The sequence below is a fragment of the Sphingobium sp. AntQ-1 genome, from assembly GCF_028538045.1.
Lineage (GTDB): Bacteria > Pseudomonadota > Alphaproteobacteria > Sphingomonadales > Sphingomonadaceae > Sphingobium > Sphingobium cupriresistens.
The window spans coordinates 24,139-40,013 of the sequence record NZ_CP117160.1; the positions used below are offsets into that span (position 1 = coordinate 24,139).

The 15,875-nt window shown below is 59.3% G+C and carries 15 protein-coding genes and 1 pseudogene; 8 read left to right on the top strand and 8 right to left on the bottom strand.

The features are described from left to right. Positions 1 to 23 precede the first annotated feature (23 nt). On the top strand, positions 24 to 440 hold the full coding sequence (locus sphantq_RS22320) for a transposase (protein ID WP_272800729.1): 417 nt from the start codon (positions 24 to 26) through the stop codon (positions 438 to 440). A 931-nt stretch (positions 441 to 1,371) separates the two neighbouring features. On the opposite strand, the gene istB is transcribed toward sphantq_RS22320, so the two are convergent. Then, positions 1,372 to 2,139, bottom strand: a complete 768-nt coding sequence (gene istB / locus sphantq_RS22325; protein ID WP_007686288.1) for an IS21-like element ISSsp5 family helper ATPase IstB — start codon at positions 2,137 to 2,139, stop codon at positions 1,372 to 1,374. After that, complete coding sequence (gene istA, locus sphantq_RS22330) at positions 2,136 to 3,629, bottom strand: IS21 family transposase (protein ID WP_080993751.1); 1,494 nt, start codon at positions 3,627 to 3,629, stop codon at positions 2,136 to 2,138. Before istA ends, istB begins: the two co-directional genes overlap by 4 nt. Positions 3,630 to 3,746: 117 nt before the next feature. On the opposite strand from istA, the pseudogene sphantq_RS22335 reads away from it, so the two are divergent. From sphantq_RS22335 to sphantq_RS22345, 3 genes and pseudogenes are all read left to right on the top strand, one after another. After that, a pseudogene (locus sphantq_RS22335) lies at positions 3,747 to 3,962 on the top strand (transposase domain-containing protein); the annotation flags it as partial. Then, positions 3,959 to 4,570, top strand: a complete 612-nt coding sequence (locus sphantq_RS22340) for a UPF0149 family protein (protein WP_272800669.1) — start codon at positions 3,959 to 3,961, stop codon at positions 4,568 to 4,570. The pseudogene sphantq_RS22335 and the gene sphantq_RS22340, both read left to right, overlap by 4 nt. 215 nt (positions 4,571 to 4,785) lie before the next feature. Next, positions 4,786 to 5,688, top strand: coding sequence for a LysR substrate-binding domain-containing protein (locus sphantq_RS22345; protein ID WP_272800670.1), 903 nt, complete (start codon positions 4,786 to 4,788; stop codon positions 5,686 to 5,688). Positions 5,689 to 5,737: 49 nt separating this feature from the next. Here the strand turns inward: sphantq_RS22345 and sphantq_RS22350 are convergent, their stop codons facing one another. Then, a complete protein-coding gene (locus sphantq_RS22350) occupies positions 5,738 to 6,196 on the bottom strand; it encodes a MarR family winged helix-turn-helix transcriptional regulator (RefSeq protein WP_272800671.1) in 459 nt (152 codons plus the stop codon). Positions 6,197 to 6,709: 513 nt separating this feature from the next. Between sphantq_RS22350 and sphantq_RS22355 the strand changes: the two genes are divergently transcribed. After that, entirely contained in the window at positions 6,710 to 7,258 is a 549-nt protein-coding gene (locus tag sphantq_RS22355) for a hypothetical protein (RefSeq protein WP_272800672.1), read from the top strand. A gap of 145 nt (positions 7,259 to 7,403) precedes the next feature. Here the strand turns inward: sphantq_RS22355 and dmpG are convergent, their stop codons facing one another. Continuing rightward, complete coding sequence (gene dmpG, locus sphantq_RS22360; RefSeq protein ID WP_272800673.1) at positions 7,404 to 8,450, bottom strand: 4-hydroxy-2-oxovalerate aldolase; 1,047 nt, start codon at positions 8,448 to 8,450, stop codon at positions 7,404 to 7,406. A gap of 27 nt (positions 8,451 to 8,477) precedes the next feature. Continuing rightward, entirely contained in the window at positions 8,478 to 9,422 is a 945-nt protein-coding gene (locus tag sphantq_RS22365; protein WP_272800674.1) for an acetaldehyde dehydrogenase (acetylating), read from the bottom strand. Positions 9,423 to 9,566: 144 nt separating this feature from the next. Between sphantq_RS22365 and sphantq_RS22370 the strand changes: the two genes are divergently transcribed. Both sphantq_RS22370 and sphantq_RS22375 read left to right on the top strand, forming a co-directional pair. After that, positions 9,567 to 10,295 carry an IclR family transcriptional regulator gene (locus sphantq_RS22370; protein ID WP_272800675.1) on the top strand — a complete coding sequence of 243 codons (729 nt, stop codon included), beginning with the start codon at positions 9,567 to 9,569 and terminating at the stop codon, positions 10,293 to 10,295. A 246-nt stretch (positions 10,296 to 10,541) separates the two neighbouring features. Next, complete coding sequence (locus tag sphantq_RS22375) at positions 10,542 to 11,579, top strand: LysR family transcriptional regulator (RefSeq protein WP_272800676.1); 1,038 nt, start codon at positions 10,542 to 10,544, stop codon at positions 11,577 to 11,579. A 285-nt stretch (positions 11,580 to 11,864) separates the two neighbouring features. On the opposite strand, the gene sphantq_RS22380 is transcribed toward sphantq_RS22375, so the two are convergent. From sphantq_RS22380 to sphantq_RS22390, 3 genes are all read right to left on the bottom strand, one after another. After that, complete coding sequence (locus sphantq_RS22380; protein ID WP_272800677.1) at positions 11,865 to 12,782, bottom strand: intradiol ring-cleavage dioxygenase; 918 nt, start codon at positions 12,780 to 12,782, stop codon at positions 11,865 to 11,867. Positions 12,783 to 12,812: 30 nt separating this feature from the next. Then, positions 12,813 to 13,877 (bottom strand): maleylacetate reductase, encoded by a 1,065-nt coding sequence (locus sphantq_RS22385; protein WP_272800678.1) that lies wholly within the window; start codon positions 13,875 to 13,877, stop codon positions 12,813 to 12,815. Between the two features lie 64 nt (positions 13,878 to 13,941). Then, entirely contained in the window at positions 13,942 to 14,592 is a 651-nt protein-coding gene (locus sphantq_RS22390; RefSeq protein WP_272800679.1) for a CoA transferase subunit A, read from the bottom strand. Between sphantq_RS22390 and sphantq_RS22395 the strand changes: the two genes are divergently transcribed. Then, a complete protein-coding gene (locus sphantq_RS22395; protein WP_272800680.1) occupies positions 14,554 to 15,438 on the top strand; it encodes an IclR family transcriptional regulator domain-containing protein in 885 nt (294 codons plus the stop codon). The genes sphantq_RS22390 and sphantq_RS22395 overlap by 39 nt on opposite strands. The last annotated feature ends 437 nt before the right edge of the window (positions 15,439 to 15,875 follow it).

Sequence of the window (15,875 nt, forward strand, 5' to 3'; positions counted from 1 at the left end):
GACGGTTACAGAGCAGCATCGCGATCTGCCGGCGCTACGGTTTCATCCGTCGCGGCAAGGTCACCGATGGCGCGCGCTTCGACGGGCGGATGCTGCGCGACGTGGTGACGCGCGACAACACCGCCTCCGACGTCTGGGCCGACACCGCCTATCGCAGCCGCGCCAACGAGGGCTGGCTGAAATCAATGGGCCGGGTCAGCCGCATCCATCGCAAGAAGCCCAGGGGCAAGCCGATGTCGTCCCACACCGCTGCAGCCAACGCGAAACGCTCCACCGTTCGCGCCCGCATCGAACACGTCTTTGCCCGGCAGAAGGACCAGATGGGGCTGTTCATCCGCACCATCGGCTTGCGCCGCGCCGAGGTGAAGATCGGCCTCGCCAACCTGGTCTACAACATCGACCGCCTGATCTTCCACGAACGGCGTGCCGCCATGGAATAGCTGCGCCCGGCGCGAACGCTCCCCGGCAAGGAACAGCCGAAAACGGCTCGCTCAGACCGACGACGACGTACCTCGTGCTCTCGTCAGCCCGTTGTCATCGCCGGGCAGCACGTTGATAGGGGTGCCCAGATCATAACATCCCCTCCTATTTGTTATAACACGCTATATTTAAACAATTATGTTTTATTTAATTCATACGCGCCCTTATTCTTCGAGAAGAACTACCCGTATAATTGTCGCAACTGGATGCCCCAGATCAACTTCGACGAACACAACGCTGGGGATATTCCGTCTAATTGTAATCGCGAACCCGCCCCGGCGGGAGCGCGCATGCAAACCGGTATTGTTTGATGCAATTCAATAGACCTTAACCCCCGACCCTGCGCAGTAGGGGAATCGTTGATATTTCAATAGCGATGTAATGTGGAGTGGTCAACAAAATATCGACAATTTATAATGGTATCGATGTTTTATCTGCAAGTGGGGGGCGGCAAAGCGGCATGACTTCGTCAGCCGCCAGTTCGCATTACACACGCTGGACGAGGACGATCATTGATCTTATGTTGTGCGATCATCGCACCGATATTCGTCGTCGTATTCCTATAGGTTTTTGAACCAGAAGTTCATTGCATGATCGCTGTCGTCAATCTGGTCGACGTCTTTCCAGCGCATGGTCGTGGTGAGGCTCGGCGCAAGGCGATAGCCGCGACCCTGCCAAAAAGGTGCCAGATCGCGCGTCTTCTCGGGCCAGGATGGATGGCCTATATCGCGCACCACAGCGCAGAAGGCGGCGCTGCTCGCACCCGCTTGTCAACGGCGGAGCAAAAGTCGGCCATTCGGCGGCGTAAAACCAGGCCATCGTGTTACATGCCGTGGGGAGTGGCGTGAGGGCGTAGCCCGAGGGCCACTCCCCACGGCATTGGTGTAATTTTCAGGGTCTGGTTTTGGCCTTGCGGGCCCGGCTGTGCGCGAGGCGATAGCTTTCGCCGTTCATCTCGAGGATGCTGACGTGATGGGTCAGGCGATCGAGGAGCGCGCCTGTGAGACGCTCAGATCCGAAGGTTTCGGTCCATTCGTCGAAGGGCAGGTTGCTGGTGATGAAGGTGGAGCCGCGTTCGTAACGCTGGGAGATCAGCTCGAACAACAGTTCGGCGCCGGTCTTGGAGAGCGGCACAAAGCCCAGTTCGTCGATGATGAGCAGCTTGTATCCGGCCATCTGCTTCTGGAAGCGCAGAAGACGGCGCTCGTCGCGGGCCTCCATCATTTCGCTGACCAGCGCTGCCGCGGTGGTGAAGCCCACCGACAGTCCTTTCTGGCATGCTGCCAGTCCGAGCCCCAACGCTACGTGCGTCTTTCCGGTGCCTGATGGCCCCAGAGCGATGGCGTTCTCACGCCGCTCGATCCACTCGCAGCGCGCCATCTCGAGCACCTGCATCTTGTTGAGCCTGGGGATGGCGGCGAAGTCGAAGCTGTCGAGGCTTTTGACGGCGGGGAAGCGCGCGGCCTTGATGCGCCGCTCGACCATGCGACGCTCCCTGTCGATCATTTCCATCTCGACGAGGCGGGCGAGGAAGCGGATATGATCGACGCCTTCAGCGGCACATTGCCGCGCGAGCTTGTGATGCTCACGCAGGCACGTAGGCAGCTTGAGCGCCTTGAGATGGTGAGCGAGAAGGATCTCCGGGGCCTGATCGCTCATGCGGCCTCCTGCCGGTCGGAGAGCAGGCTCAGATAGGCTCTGGCAAAGGTCTTCTCGACCGTGGTGCGTGGCAGGAAGGGATAGACGTCCAGGTCCAGCCTGGGCGGTACGCGTTCGATCCGGCACAGGACGAGGTGCTTGACGGCATCGAAGCCGATGGCGCCAAGATCGATGGCCTGTTCGACCGCCGCCTGGAGATCGGCGAGGGTGAACGTTTCCAGCAGGCGCAGTACCTGCACATATTCGCGCCTGCCATGTTTGTGCATGCGCCCTTCCATCAACCGCTGCAGTGTCGTGAACGCTTCGGGCAGGTCCCAGCCCTGCAAAGGCGCAGCCTGGTCGAATGCGTTGATCTTCTGCTCGATCAGCGGGAGATAATGGAGCGGGTCGAAGACAACCTCCTCGCGGGCATAGCAACGAGGATGACGGGCGATGACTTCGCTGCGGCAGCCGATCACCACCTCATCGACATAGGCCCTGATCCAGACCTCCTGATGGCCCCAGGCCACCGGAACCGAATAATCGTTGGTCCTGTAGCGCACCAGGGATTGCGAGGAGACCCGCCCGCCTTTCTGATCGCAGGCCTCGAAGGGTGTAGCGGGCAGAGGCTGCATGGCCGCGAGATCGCGCTGCAGCCGCTCACCGATCGTCTCGCTCTGCCCGCGCACCTTGTCCTGCTGGCGCTTGCGGCATTGCTCCTCCAGCCACAGGTTGAACGCCTCCCAGGTCGGGAACTTTGGGATCGGCACCATGAAGTTGCGCCGGCAATAGCCTACCAGCCCCTCCACATTGCCCTTCTCGTTCCCCTTGCCCGGGCGGGCATAGCGGTCGCGGATCACGTAATGTGATAGGAAAGCGCTGAACAATGTTGCACGCTGCCGCGTGCCGTCGGGCAGGATCTTCGCCACAAGGCAGCGATCGTTGTCATAGACGATCGAGCGCGGTACCGCGCCGAAAAACGCGAAGGCATGCACGTGTCCGTCCACCCAGGCCTCCGCCACCGCCGCCGGATAGGCCCGCACATAGCAGGCATCACTGTGCGGCAGATCGAGCGCGAAGAAGTAGGCCTTCTGCTCCACCCCGCCGATCTCCACCAGCGCTTCCCCGAAATCGGCCTGCGCATCTCCCGCAGGGTGCGCCAGCGGCACGAACATCTCCCGGCTGCGCTGTTCGCGCTCCCGGATGTAATCCTTGATGATCGTATAGCCGCCGGTGAAACCATGCTCGGTGCGCAAACGGTCGAATACCCGCTTCGCCGTATGGCGTTGCTTGCGCGGGACACTGCGGTCACCCTCAAGCCATCCATCAATGATCGCCACAAACCCGTCCAGCTTCGGGCGCTGCGGTACGGACTGGCGCCGGTAACCCGGCGGCGATGAAAACGACAGCATCTTGCGTACCGTATCGCGCGACACATTGAAACGCTTCGCCGCCGCCCGTTGGCTCATGCCATCCGCGCAAGCCAGACGGACCTGAAGATAAAGTTCCACGCTGTAGATCCCCACACCTCCCTGACTCGGCAGAAAGGCTTCAAGGTGGACGACTTTTACGCCGCCCGCAGCAGGACTATCCCGCCGCTACCGTGGTCGAATATTGCTCCGCCGTTCTCACTGTTCGCCGGCAACGAAGGTGGGGCCCATACCTGGGCGGTGCTCGCTTCCCTGCTTCAGACAGCAAAACTGAACGGGCTCGATCCCTACACCTGGCTGAGCGATGTGCTGGCCCGGATGGTCTCGGGCGAGGTCCTCAACAATGATCTCGACCAGCTGCTGGCATGGAACTGGCGCGCCGCTGAACCGACCGCTATGCGACTGGCCGCATGAGCAGCACCAGTCGCTTCAAGCGCCCAAAGAAGCCCAGAAGAGCGCGCATCCTCACGCATGAAAAGCTTGAGGAATGGCTGGCTACTCGCGAACATCCGATGCCGGGGGTATCGATGATCGACGGCTATCTCGCCGCACTCGTCGTATCGCCCCAGTTCATTCCTCCCGAAGACTGGCTGCGCCCCATAGTCGGAGACGGCATCGCCTGGGCGCCGGATGGCAGTATCGAGGAGGCCGTCCGCAACACAATCTTCCAGCGGTACAGCCAGATTGGCGCGACCCTGTCCGGTGGCCCAAAGCGCTATGCCCCCATTTACATGCGTACCGACGCCGGCGAAGTTCTCCTGGAGGACTTCGCCAACGGCTTCTACCTCGGCATGCGGCTCAGCATCGAAGACTGGAAGCCGCACATATCCAATCCGGAAATTGGCCACCCATTGACCGCCATCCTCGGCCATTGCACGACCATGATGCCTGAGGATCAACGCCAGAATGCACTACGCCGCCAGGCCGGCGAGATCATGGCTCAATCCTGGAAGGTCGTTCCAGAGCTGGTCGAGATGCTTCACGTCAGCATCGGCGGCGCCCGAAACATCGAAATCCAATAAACAGCAGCGTCAACGTGGGGTTCTCGCACCGCTAACGGAACAGGCTTTGACGAATGGGGCCAGCAAGAAGCAAAAGCATGGCAAAGCCATGTGCAAAACTCTTGAGCTGACCCACTCACCTCATCTTTCCTGCCTTTGCAAAGATTGTAGCCAAACGCTTGCACGGTGATAATATGATAAATCCGCAAAGCATTTTTTCATATAGGCAATGATCAATGTCCGACTGGGACGGAATCGACGAGTTCATCAGTGTGGCCACCACAGGTTCGTTCACGCGCGGAGCACAAAAACTGGGCGTCTCGACGACCCACGTCAGTCGGTCGGTGATGGCGCTGGAACAACGGCTTGGAGCGCAATTGTTTCACCGTACCACGCGCAGCGTGCGCATGACGGACACCGGCCATGTCTTCTTTGAACATTGTGAACGGATCGCGCAGGACAGGGATGAGGCGATCGCGCTCATCAGTGATCGGAACGACCCGCAAGGAGAATTGCGGGTCACCTGCTCAACCGCGATGGGCGAGCGTTTCGTCGCTCCGATCATCCGCCGCTTTGCCATGCGACACCCCCGCTTGACGGTATCGATCGAACTGTCGAACGGGGTCATCGATCTGGTTGGTGAAGGATATGATCTGGCGGTGCGGACGGGCACCATAACGGATCCTCGGCTGATCGCAACCCGAGTGGCTTCGCGCACGCTCTACACCTGCGCCGCGCCGAGTTATTTGGCGTCTTCTGGCCGCCCCCGAGCCGTAGAGGAACTGTCAAATCACGAATGTATCGCCGGCACAGCATCGACCTGGCATTTCAGGCACGAAGACGGCGACCTCACTCATAAACCCAAAGGGCGGTTCCGATGCAATAGTGGCCATGCTGTCATAGAAGCTTGCGTTGCGGGCCTCGGCATATGCCAGCTACCTGATTTCTACATACTGCCCTATCTGAAGCATGGCATGGTTGAGTTGCTGCTGGAGGATGCACAGCCGGACGATGAGTCCATCTGGGCGGTCTATCCCCAGCGCCGCCATCTTTTGCCAAAGGTGCAGCAAGCGGTAGATTGCCTGCTACACGAACTAGGACCAGCGATGAACCGCCCACGCCCGTCGATTAAGTCTTGATAGAACAAAAATCAGAGCGCCACCAGCCCGCGAACCCAGCCCCCCAATATTATAAACTATCCAGCTCTTTCCCGATATTATTTGCGGCACGCTTGAGAACAGATAGACAGATTGTAACATCCGCAGGGTCAATACCTTCAACAGCGATCTCGTTTATCCTATGGGCGTAGGGAATAAGCTTGCTTTCCAACGCCCTGCCTTCTTTTGTTAGGGATATCCGTACCTTTCTCCGGTCGAAAGCATCCCTGACGCGATGGACCAAGCCGCGATTGCCCATCGCCGTTACCGTCACCACCGTGCTGTTCTCTGCAACATTGACGGCATCACTCAGATTTTTCTGAGTCAGGCCATCTTGTTGCCATAAAATGCGAAGGTAATACCAAAATCCGCTCCCGATCCCATGCTCAGCCAGGTAAGCGTTAAGCAGTCGATCAATGCGCCGATGACACAGTCTGACTTGATAGCCGACGCTCACCTCAGGATCGAGGCGCGATTTCAGCTTTGCCATGCAAACCTCGATGAACGATTGTGAATGATCAATGACAACTTGAATATGGTATATAAGCTCATTCTGAACCCTGCGGAGCGCTCCGGACACACAGTTAGCGTCCGGATAGAGTGTTGTCACTTCCAATATCACAGCACCGTCACACGAGGGCACTGGGCGTGCTCCACACTCATGGCGGGTGGAAGGGGCGATCGGCAAAAACCGGCAGATCGGCTCGCCCCTCTACTCCTCACGATGTTCGTCAAGGCCTTCAGGCAGCATCACCCCTGTCACTTTACCTATCAAATCGGGTAAAGTGACACGAGTTTATGTCAGCCGAAGCTCTCCGGACGAAGATCAGCTTCTTGGGACGGGACTCTGAATGGTGCCCCCTTGGGACAGCAGCGGCCTTCACCGGCAGAGCTATGCATTAGCTCGCCATTGCCCTTCGCGGTAAAGTGACATTCGTGTTTTTTGTTGTCCAAAACGACGTAGGGGGATTCACACGCGCCGAGCCTGTGCTAGATTCTCGATATGTTCTATCAAACAGACCTCTTCGAGCAACCACAGATGGTGGACGCCGTATCGACGACGTCCACGCTCGCCCTGCCGCAACTGGTCGATCGGATCTCCAATATTTCGAAACGCCCGCGCTACGCGCTTCTGGTCTTGAATTTAATCGCGCAGAAAGCTGGCAGGAATGGCAGCCTTGGCCCTTATGTCCAAAGTGCGCAACGCAGGGTGCCTGTGCGCGATTGGCTTTGCCAGGCTCTGGCTCCTCTGGCGCAACGGGATTGTCGTCGCCTGGCCATGATCAAGGCGGCACGCGCCGAGATGATGTCGAACCCGGCGCGTCCCAAAAACCCTGCGGAACTGGAGCGGCAGGTCGAAGAGGAAGTCCGGCTGCGTATATTGCGGTCCGGGCGTACCAACGTCAGCCGGGCGGTTTCCGATCTGGTTCGCGCTGGGCTGCTGCGCCGCCACTATCAAGGGTATCGTATCGATCATCTCAACAGGGGAGCGCAGCGAGAGGCCGTTTATACCATCACGCTCGAAATAAGGCAGGCGCTTTCGCAGCATTGAGCTTCTTTGCAGAGCTGTTGGAACCGCTTATTGCGGCCAGCTGCAAGGATAAATCGTCCATCTGCTTTCGCCGGGGAAGTGCCGCGTACGGCGCTGATCAACCCAACTTCAGGTCATCGGTCCCCGGCAAAAGCGGCCCTGTCTCTCATCCAGCCGCTTCGCGCTCCTTGACCATGTCAAGCGCGACATCGACGATCATGTCTTCCTGACCGCCGACCATCTTGCGGCGGCCCAGTTCAACGAGAATGGTGCGGGTGTCGAGACCGTAGGTTTCCGCCGCCTTTTCCGCGTGGCGCAGAAAGGAGGAGTAAACACCTGCATAGCCGAGCGCGAGGGTTTCACGATCGACGCGGACCGGGCGGTCCTGCAGCGGGCGGACGAGATCCTCCGCCGCGTCCATCAGCGCGTTGACGTCGCAGCCATGGTTCCAGCCCTTGCGGTCGGCGGCGGCCACGAACACTTCGAGCGGGGCATTGCCCGCGCCCGCGCCCATGCCGGTTAGCGATGCATCGATGCGCACCGCGCCGCACTGCGCCGCGACGATCGAGTTGGCGACGCCCAGCGACAGATTGTGATGCGCATGCATGCCGCGCTGCGTTTCGGGTTTGAGCACGCGGTCATAGGCTTCGAACCGGGCCTTGACCCCGTCCATGTCGAGCGCACCGCCGCTGTCGGTCACATAGACGCACTGCGCACCGTAGCTTTCCATCAGCAAGGCCTGCTGCGCGAGCGCTTCAGGCTCGATCATGTGGCTCATCATCAGGAAGCCGGACACGTCCATGCCAAGGTCGCGAGCGATGCCGATATGCTGCTTGCTCACATCCGCTTCGGTGCAGTGGGTCGCGACCCGCACCGACCGTACGCCGATATCGTAGGCGCGGCGCAGTTCATCGACAGTACCGACCCCGGGCAGGATGAGGGTGGTCAGCACGGACTTCGTCAGCACCGAAGCGACGGCTTCGAGCCATTCCCAGTCGGTGTGCGCGCCGAAGCCATAGTTGAAGCTTGCGCCGTTGAGGCCATCGCCATGGGCAACCTCGATCGCATCGACGCCGGCGTCGTCCAGTGCCTTGGCGATCGATTTCACATGGTCGATGCCATACATATGGCGGATGGCGTGCATGCCGTCACGCAGGGTGACGTCCTGCATGTAGAGCTTGTCGCCCGCTTCGACGTTGAATGTGCTGGTCATGTCTTGATACTCCGTCCGGCGAGCGGGTTATGCCGCCACCGTCTGTCCCTGGGCGATGCGCTGCGCGAGCAGCTCCCCGGTGGCCTTGGCGGCGGCTGTCATGATGTCGAGATTGCCCGAGTAGCTGGGGAGATAGTCCCCTGCCCCTTCGACTTCGAGCAGGATCATCGTCTTTATGCCGGTAAATTCACCGCGACCGGGAATCTTGAGCTTGTTGTTGTCGCCAAAGCGTTCGAACTGCACCTCTTGCTTGAGGCGGTAGCCGGGCACATAGCCCTGCACCTTCTTCACCATCGCTTCGACAGAGGCGCGGATGGTTTCCTCATCAGCGCCCTCGGACAAGGTGAAGACGGTGTCGCGCATGATCATCGGCGGTTCGGCGGGGTTCAGAATGATGATCGCCTTGCCCTGCGCCGCGCCGCCGACCTTTTCGATCGCGCCGGCGGTGGTGCGGGTGAACTCGTCGATATTGGCACGCGTGCCTGGACCAGCCGAGCGCGACGACACCGATGCGACAATCTCCGCATAATGAACGGTCGCGACTTCGGACACGGCGGCGACCATCGGGATCGTCGCCTGACCGCCGCAGGTCACCATGTTGACATTGCCCGCGTCGAGATTGGCTTCGCCGTTGACCGTAGGGATCGTGTAGGGGCCGATCGCGGCGGGGGTCAGATCGACCACCTGCTTGCCGTCCATGCGCAGCGCTTCGTCATGGACCTTGTGCGCGTAGGCCGAAGTCGCGTCGAAGACGATGCCAATCTCGGGATAAAGGTCCATTTTCATCAGGCCTTCAAGGCCCTCATGCGTGGTCGCAACGCCGCGTTCGCGCGCCATGGCCAGACCTTCGGACTTTTCGTCGATGCCGACCACGGCGACCAGTTCCATATTTTGCGGATATTTGATCATCTTGATCATCAGGTCGGTGCCGATATTGCCCGATCCGATGATCGCCGCCTTTACTTTCGCCAAATCGACCTCCTGAACTTACGCTATTCCTGCCGCATACGCGCTCATTCACCTGTTTCCAAGACGCACCATTTCGGCTATTCCCACCTGATGGTAATTCGCTCGATGCTGACCCCGACAGACGAACTCGGCGGTGGACCGAGACTCGTGACGCGCACGCTCGACATTCTTGAGCGTCTCGCGCTCGGCCCCGCCTCCTTGCCCGAACTGGCCGACCATTGCACCCTGCCGACCACGACCGTTCACAGATTGCTGATATCCCTGATCGATCGTGGCTACGCCGTGGCAAACACGCGCGGAAGTTATGGAATAGGACCATCTGTGCTTTCACTAGCCGCCGGGCGATCGTTTGAAGACCTCCTTCGTGATGCAAGCCGCGACATCATCGCCAAACTCTCCAAACGCTGCCGAACGCATGTGCATCTGGGCGTTTTCGAGAATAACATGGTCACCTACCTGCTTAAACAGCCCTATGGAAAGAGCCGAATAATTTCGGAGGAGAACAGCCAGCTTGAGGCTTATTGTTCGGCGCTCGGCAAAGTTCTTCTTGCGTCGCTGGATGATTGCTCAATCGAAGATTATCTTGGCGAAGGCACCCTGGTCGCACTAACGCCCCACACCATTACGGACGCAGGGCGACTGCGCGCCGAACTGATACGCGTGCGGGAGCAAGGATGGGCCCGAGACGATCGCGAGATGCTGCTGGACCTCTGCTGCATCGCGGTCCCGCTTCGCGATCGGAACGGCCGCGCGCGCGCCGCCCTTTCAATTTCTCGTCGGGCGCGCGGTATTGAGGTGGATACACTGCTGGATTTGCTGTCTGAGCTACACAGTGCGGCGCAAGGGATCGAGAGGAAGGTCTTGAGCGGTTTTTGAATTTCAGAGCGCCCGCCTTATGGTGTAGGTTCGTCTGCGTAGACACCATGATCGTCGGCAGGCCACTGGGCAAGGCAGATCATCCAGCAAGGTGACCGTGCCGGTTTAAGAATCTGAACGGGCGGCCGCTCAGGCAGTGTGGCAGAGGAAATGTTCATCCAGGCTTCTGCGCTCTGATAGAGGAATATCGCAGAACGTTCCTATTGCAGCCGAATCTGCTACGCTGGGAGGAACATTGCCCTCGCTATGAAAACCCGTTCAGGATTTATCGCTATCGCCCGTCCCACGCCTGTCGATCGATCTTTGCAAGGCGCAACGGAGCTGGCGGCGGTCGATGTGCGTCAGCTGCATTATTTCCTGACGCTAGTCGAACAAGGGTCCATTTCGTCAGCGGCGGCCGTCCTCCAGATTGCACAGCCATCCCTGTCCGAAAGCCTGATGCGGCTGGAGCGGAAGCTGGACGCCCAGCTGGTTTTCCGCGGGGGCCGGACCATCATCTTGACAGAAGCCGGTCAGTTGCTCGCCAAACATGGTCGGGAAATCGTGAATATGACGAGGCGGGCTATCGATGAGATCCGCTACGTCGATGAAATTGCGCGCGGCCCGGTCGCCATCGGATTGCCGCCCACATTGGGCCACTTGCTGACGGTTCCCCTGGCGGAAACCATCCAGAGTGAATATCCGGATATCCGTTTGCATATAACGGAAGGGATGTCAGGCAACATTACAGAGTGGGTGGAAAATGACCGGCTTGATTTTGGCTATGCGTACGAGACCGGCAACGACCGGATTTTGCTGTCGCAGCCGGTGTTCGTTGAAAAACTTTTCTTCGTCGCAGCGCCGGATAACATGCCTCCCTGCATCAACTTCGATGAAACCCGCCGCCCCATAATAGAAGGTAAAGATCTCAACAACTTGCCGCTCGCCCTCCCTGCCATGTTTCACAGCGCGCGCAGGGTCGTCGAGCGTTTGGCGCGCGGCGCGGGCGTAAAGCTCAATGTCATCGTAGAGATCGACTCGTTGCCGCAAATCATCACGATGGTTACTCGTGCGAGCGCTTACAGCGTGTTGCCCCATGCGGCGGTGATGGAGGAAATCGCAGCCGGAACATTAAAAGTTGTTGAGATCATCAAGCCCGCCATGACGCGTACCGCCTATTCGGTGCACAAGCGATCCCGGCCGATCACGCGCGCGAGCCAGGTCGTGCAGCAGGCGATCAGCATAATTTTGCGTGAGATAATCGAACGCCACAAACTGGATGCTGCGGTCATCGAAGAGGCATGAAGCTGGGATCTGTAATCTCTCGCCCCAAAACTCATTAGAGCGCCAAAGGGGGCGCAGCCGACCAAACATCATGAAGAAGGCATTTGCCGCAGCAAATCCAAAGTGGGCTGTTTCCAATGCCGCCTGAAAGCGGCACGGCTGGCTAACTCAAGGCCGCATCCCCGGACGATATCAATGCCTATTTCAGCGTCATTTGTTCCACAAATGCACAGATAATCTCAAATCTAAAGAGCGCTCCGAATAATTAGCTGACCTTTTGCGTATTGCCCGCTTGATCGCAAGGCATCAGTTGTCGATCCTGCGCACGTCTTCGGTGCGCGAAAGGACGAAATCCCAGTCGACCTTCCAGCTAGGCGAGGTGAAGCCGAGTGTTTCGATTTCTATCGGGTCGTCGATGGGTCGGAACTCCGCGATAAGTGAGTTTTTGACTCCAAACACGGCATCTTCGCTCAGAAACGGGCAGTCTGGCGTGAAGATGTGAGTCACGACTGTGTCATAGCCCGGCGCTTTCACCATAAAGTGAAGGTGGGCGGCCCGGTAAGGGTGCCGGCCAAGTGACGCAAGTAGCTTACCTACAGTTCCGTCGTCGGGGATCGAGTAGAAACGAGGCTTTACGGTGCGAAACCAATATTCCCCGCCGCTCCCGGTGGTCAATACGCCGCGCAGATTATGGTCAGGCTGAATACCCTTTTGCTGGACATCATAAAAGCCGTCGTCGTTTGTCGCCCAGACATCGACAATGGCACCCGGGACCGGATTTCCCTCGATATCGGTCACGCGACCGCGGACGACCAGCGGTTCGCCCTTGCCGTCCAGGCAGATATTCGCGCCGTTGTCGTAGCACGGTGCCCCTGGGACGTAGAATGGGCCCAGTACCGTATTTTCGGTCGAGCCTTCGGGACGATAGTGATTGATCGCGTCGACCAGCATCGACACGCCGAGCACGTCGGACAGAAGAATGAACTCTTGTCGCCAATCCGAGCACATCTGCCCGGTTCTGGTCAGGAATTCGATGGCAGCCATCCATTCCTCGGAGGTTAGCCCTGCTTCCTTCACGGCCGCGTGGAGATGGTTGACGACGATCGCCATGACCTCACCGAGGCGGGGAGAAATATCGGAACCCATGCGAGCATTCACGACATCTGCGGATCGCGCGGCGTCGAAAAAGGCGAGGTCGCGCTCCGATCCCACAAGCTCGGTCATGTCTTTGCTCCTATTCTGTCAGCTTGATGATTAATAGAACGGCGGCAGATCGCCGTCCCATGCTCCAGCGATGCACGTCCGCAAGGCGTCGCGTTCAAGCGGGCGCGGGTTCCAGTATGGGTTCGAGAGGGCCAGGTCGGCCGCTTGGTCGATCCCGTGTTCTGGCATGCCCAGGTCTTTCAGCGCGCGCGGCGCGCCAAGCGCGCCGGCGAGATCATGGAGCGCGCGAGCCGGGTCGGTATGGCCGAACACGCGCGACAGGGCACGAATGGCATCCGGCACCGCCAGCGCGTTATAACGCAGCGCGTGTGGCAGAACGATGGTGTGCGTCTCCGCATGCGGAAGATCGAAGGTGCCGGCGAGCGTGTGACACAATTTGTGATGCAGCGACATGCCGACCGATCCCAGACAAGTGCCGCAGAGCCATGCGCCGTATTGTGCGTCTGATCGTGCCGCCACGTCGGAGGAATCGGCGACGATTCGAGGCAGGCTGCGAACAATCGCACGCACACCTTCTTCTGCCATCATGTCGATGATCGGATTACCGTCCCGGGCATAGAGCGCCTCGACAGCATGCGCGACGGCGTTGAAACCGCTCGTGACCGACAGCCCGGCAGGGAGGCTGAGGGTCAGATCCACATCGTAGATCACGACTTTGGGCAGCACCCTGGACGCGCTTTGAATGGTCTTGAGACCATCCTTTGTCTCGCCGATAATCGGAGTGACTTCTGAACCGGCATAAGTCGTGGGGATGACGATCTGCGGCAGATCGGTGCGCAACGCGATCGCCTTGCCGAGACCGACCGTAGAACCACCGCCGATCGCGACGATGCCGTCGATGTTTCTGGCCGCCACGACCTGCATCGCTTGGTCGGTAACGCCGACTGGCGTGTGCATCACCGCACCCGCGAACACCCCGGCACATAGCGGACCGAGCAACGCTGACACGTGCTCGGCCGATCGCACCTGCTGTGGCGTGGACAGCACCAGCACGCGTTCCATGCCAAGGCGCTTGGCTTCATCGTGAACCCGACCCAGCGAACCCGATCCGAAGATCACGCGGGCAGGATTGGCGGTGTAGATGAAGTCACGCATGCCTGATTCCTTATGGTTCAAGGCTGTAACATCTATGGTGCAGCATGGCGGTTACTAGACGCCGTCATGGAGCAGGCTCGTCTTCGCGCGGTCGCGTCGTCCTGAACTCGATCCGCTTGTCATAACTGTGGCCTTGAATGACCCGATCGACATAGATGCCCGGCGTGTGGACGTGGTCCGGATCGAACGAACCCGCAGGCACGATCTCCTCGACCTCCGCGATGGTGACCTTCCCGGCGGTCGCCATGTTCGGATTGAAGTTTCGCGCGGTCTTTCGGTAGATCAGGTTGCCTGCGGGATCGGCCTTCCACGCCTTGACGATCGACAGGTCCGCGCGAAGCCAGGTCTCCCGCACATAAAGCGATCCATCAAATGTCTCGACCGGCTTTCCTTCGGCGACCACTGTTCCGGCACCGGTCCTGGTATAGAAGGCTGGGATCCCTGCGCCACCTGCGCGGATACGTTCCGCCAGGGTGCCTTGCGGGACCAGTTCCAGCTCTAGCTTTCCCGCAAGAAAAAGCGCGGCGAACAGCTTGTTCTCACCGATGTAGGACGACACCATTTTGCGGATTTGCCCATTATTGAGCAAGGTCCAGAGACCAAAACCATCCGCGCCGCAATTGTTTGAGATTATGGTCAGATCCTTCACGCCGCTCCTCAAGAGGCCGGCGATTAGATGCTCCGGATTTCCCGAAAGGCCAAAACCGCCGGACATGATCGTTATGCCGTCGACAATAACGTCGGCAAGCGCACTTTCGACATTGGCATGAGAAAGTCAATGTGCACAAGTGCAGTCGGTCACCCTTCTGACCCCAATTTCATGCTGTCGCTGGCGCGCGGCCTGAAAGTGCTGCGCGCTTTCGAAGGCCGAACGTCGCTGAGCGTCGCCGAAGCGGCCCGGATCAGTGACCTGAGCCGGCCGAGCGCCGGACGGTGCCTTCATACGCTCGTTCAGCTTGGTTACTTCCGCGAGGAAGGCGGGCGCTATTCCCCGACGCCGGCATTGCTGCCACTCGCGTGTGGCTTTCTGACCTCGACGCCGCTTGCCAGTGCCAGCCAGGCAGTGGCCAATGCGCTTCGCGACCGGCTTGAAGAAACGGTGTCGGTCGCCGCGCTGAGCCCTTCTGATCCCGGACGGATCATTTACATCGCGCGCGCCGAGCGGGACCAGATCATTGCCGCCCCTCTGATGGTTGGAAGCACACTACCGAGCTTTTGCACATCGATGGGGCGCGTTCTCCTCGCTGCTCTTGACAGCACTGATCGCGACTGCTGGCTGGGCAGCGCTACACTCAAACCACGGACCAAGCGAACGGTCGTCGATCCCGACATGCTGCGGGCCGAACTCGTGCGCGTGGCCCAGCAGTGTTGGAGCCTTGTCGAGGCGGAGTTGGAGCCGGATCTTCTCTCGTTGGCAGTGCCGGTTCGCGACCATAAAGGCGCGGTCGTCGCCGCGCTGAACATCGCCACATTCTCGCACGCGCATAGTCGCGATAAGATGCTTGCCGTCCAGCTGCCCGAACTGCGAGCTGCGGCCCGGCAATTGGAGCGCGCGATCTGAACTGGACTCGTAACGGCTTTGCGCCCGGCACTTGAGAGTTTAAGGCTCGTTCAAGAATGACCGACGAGATGATCAAACATAGCGAAAAGTTCAGGCAGGAGGCCGTGCAATACCTGTAGTCATCATTCATATCTGAGCAGCATTCGCCCGCTCGCCTTCGCAGCCAAAGCGGCATAATGAAATTGGTGACCGGCACAAGACCGTTACAAGTCGAAGCGGCGATCGCATGGAGCATGCGTCGGTCGCCTCAAGGTGGCGACATGCGGTCACGACCGATTGAAACCCGATCGCGACGTCATTCTCGGCGCGATCGAGGAGCAGATGAACATCACGTTGAACCGCCCTGGCGTTGCCGGAGACCTCAACTCCTGAGAGGAAGGTCAATGGCGAGATCTTCTACATACCCGGCGCGGCCAAGGTGCTGATCGAAGCCTGAC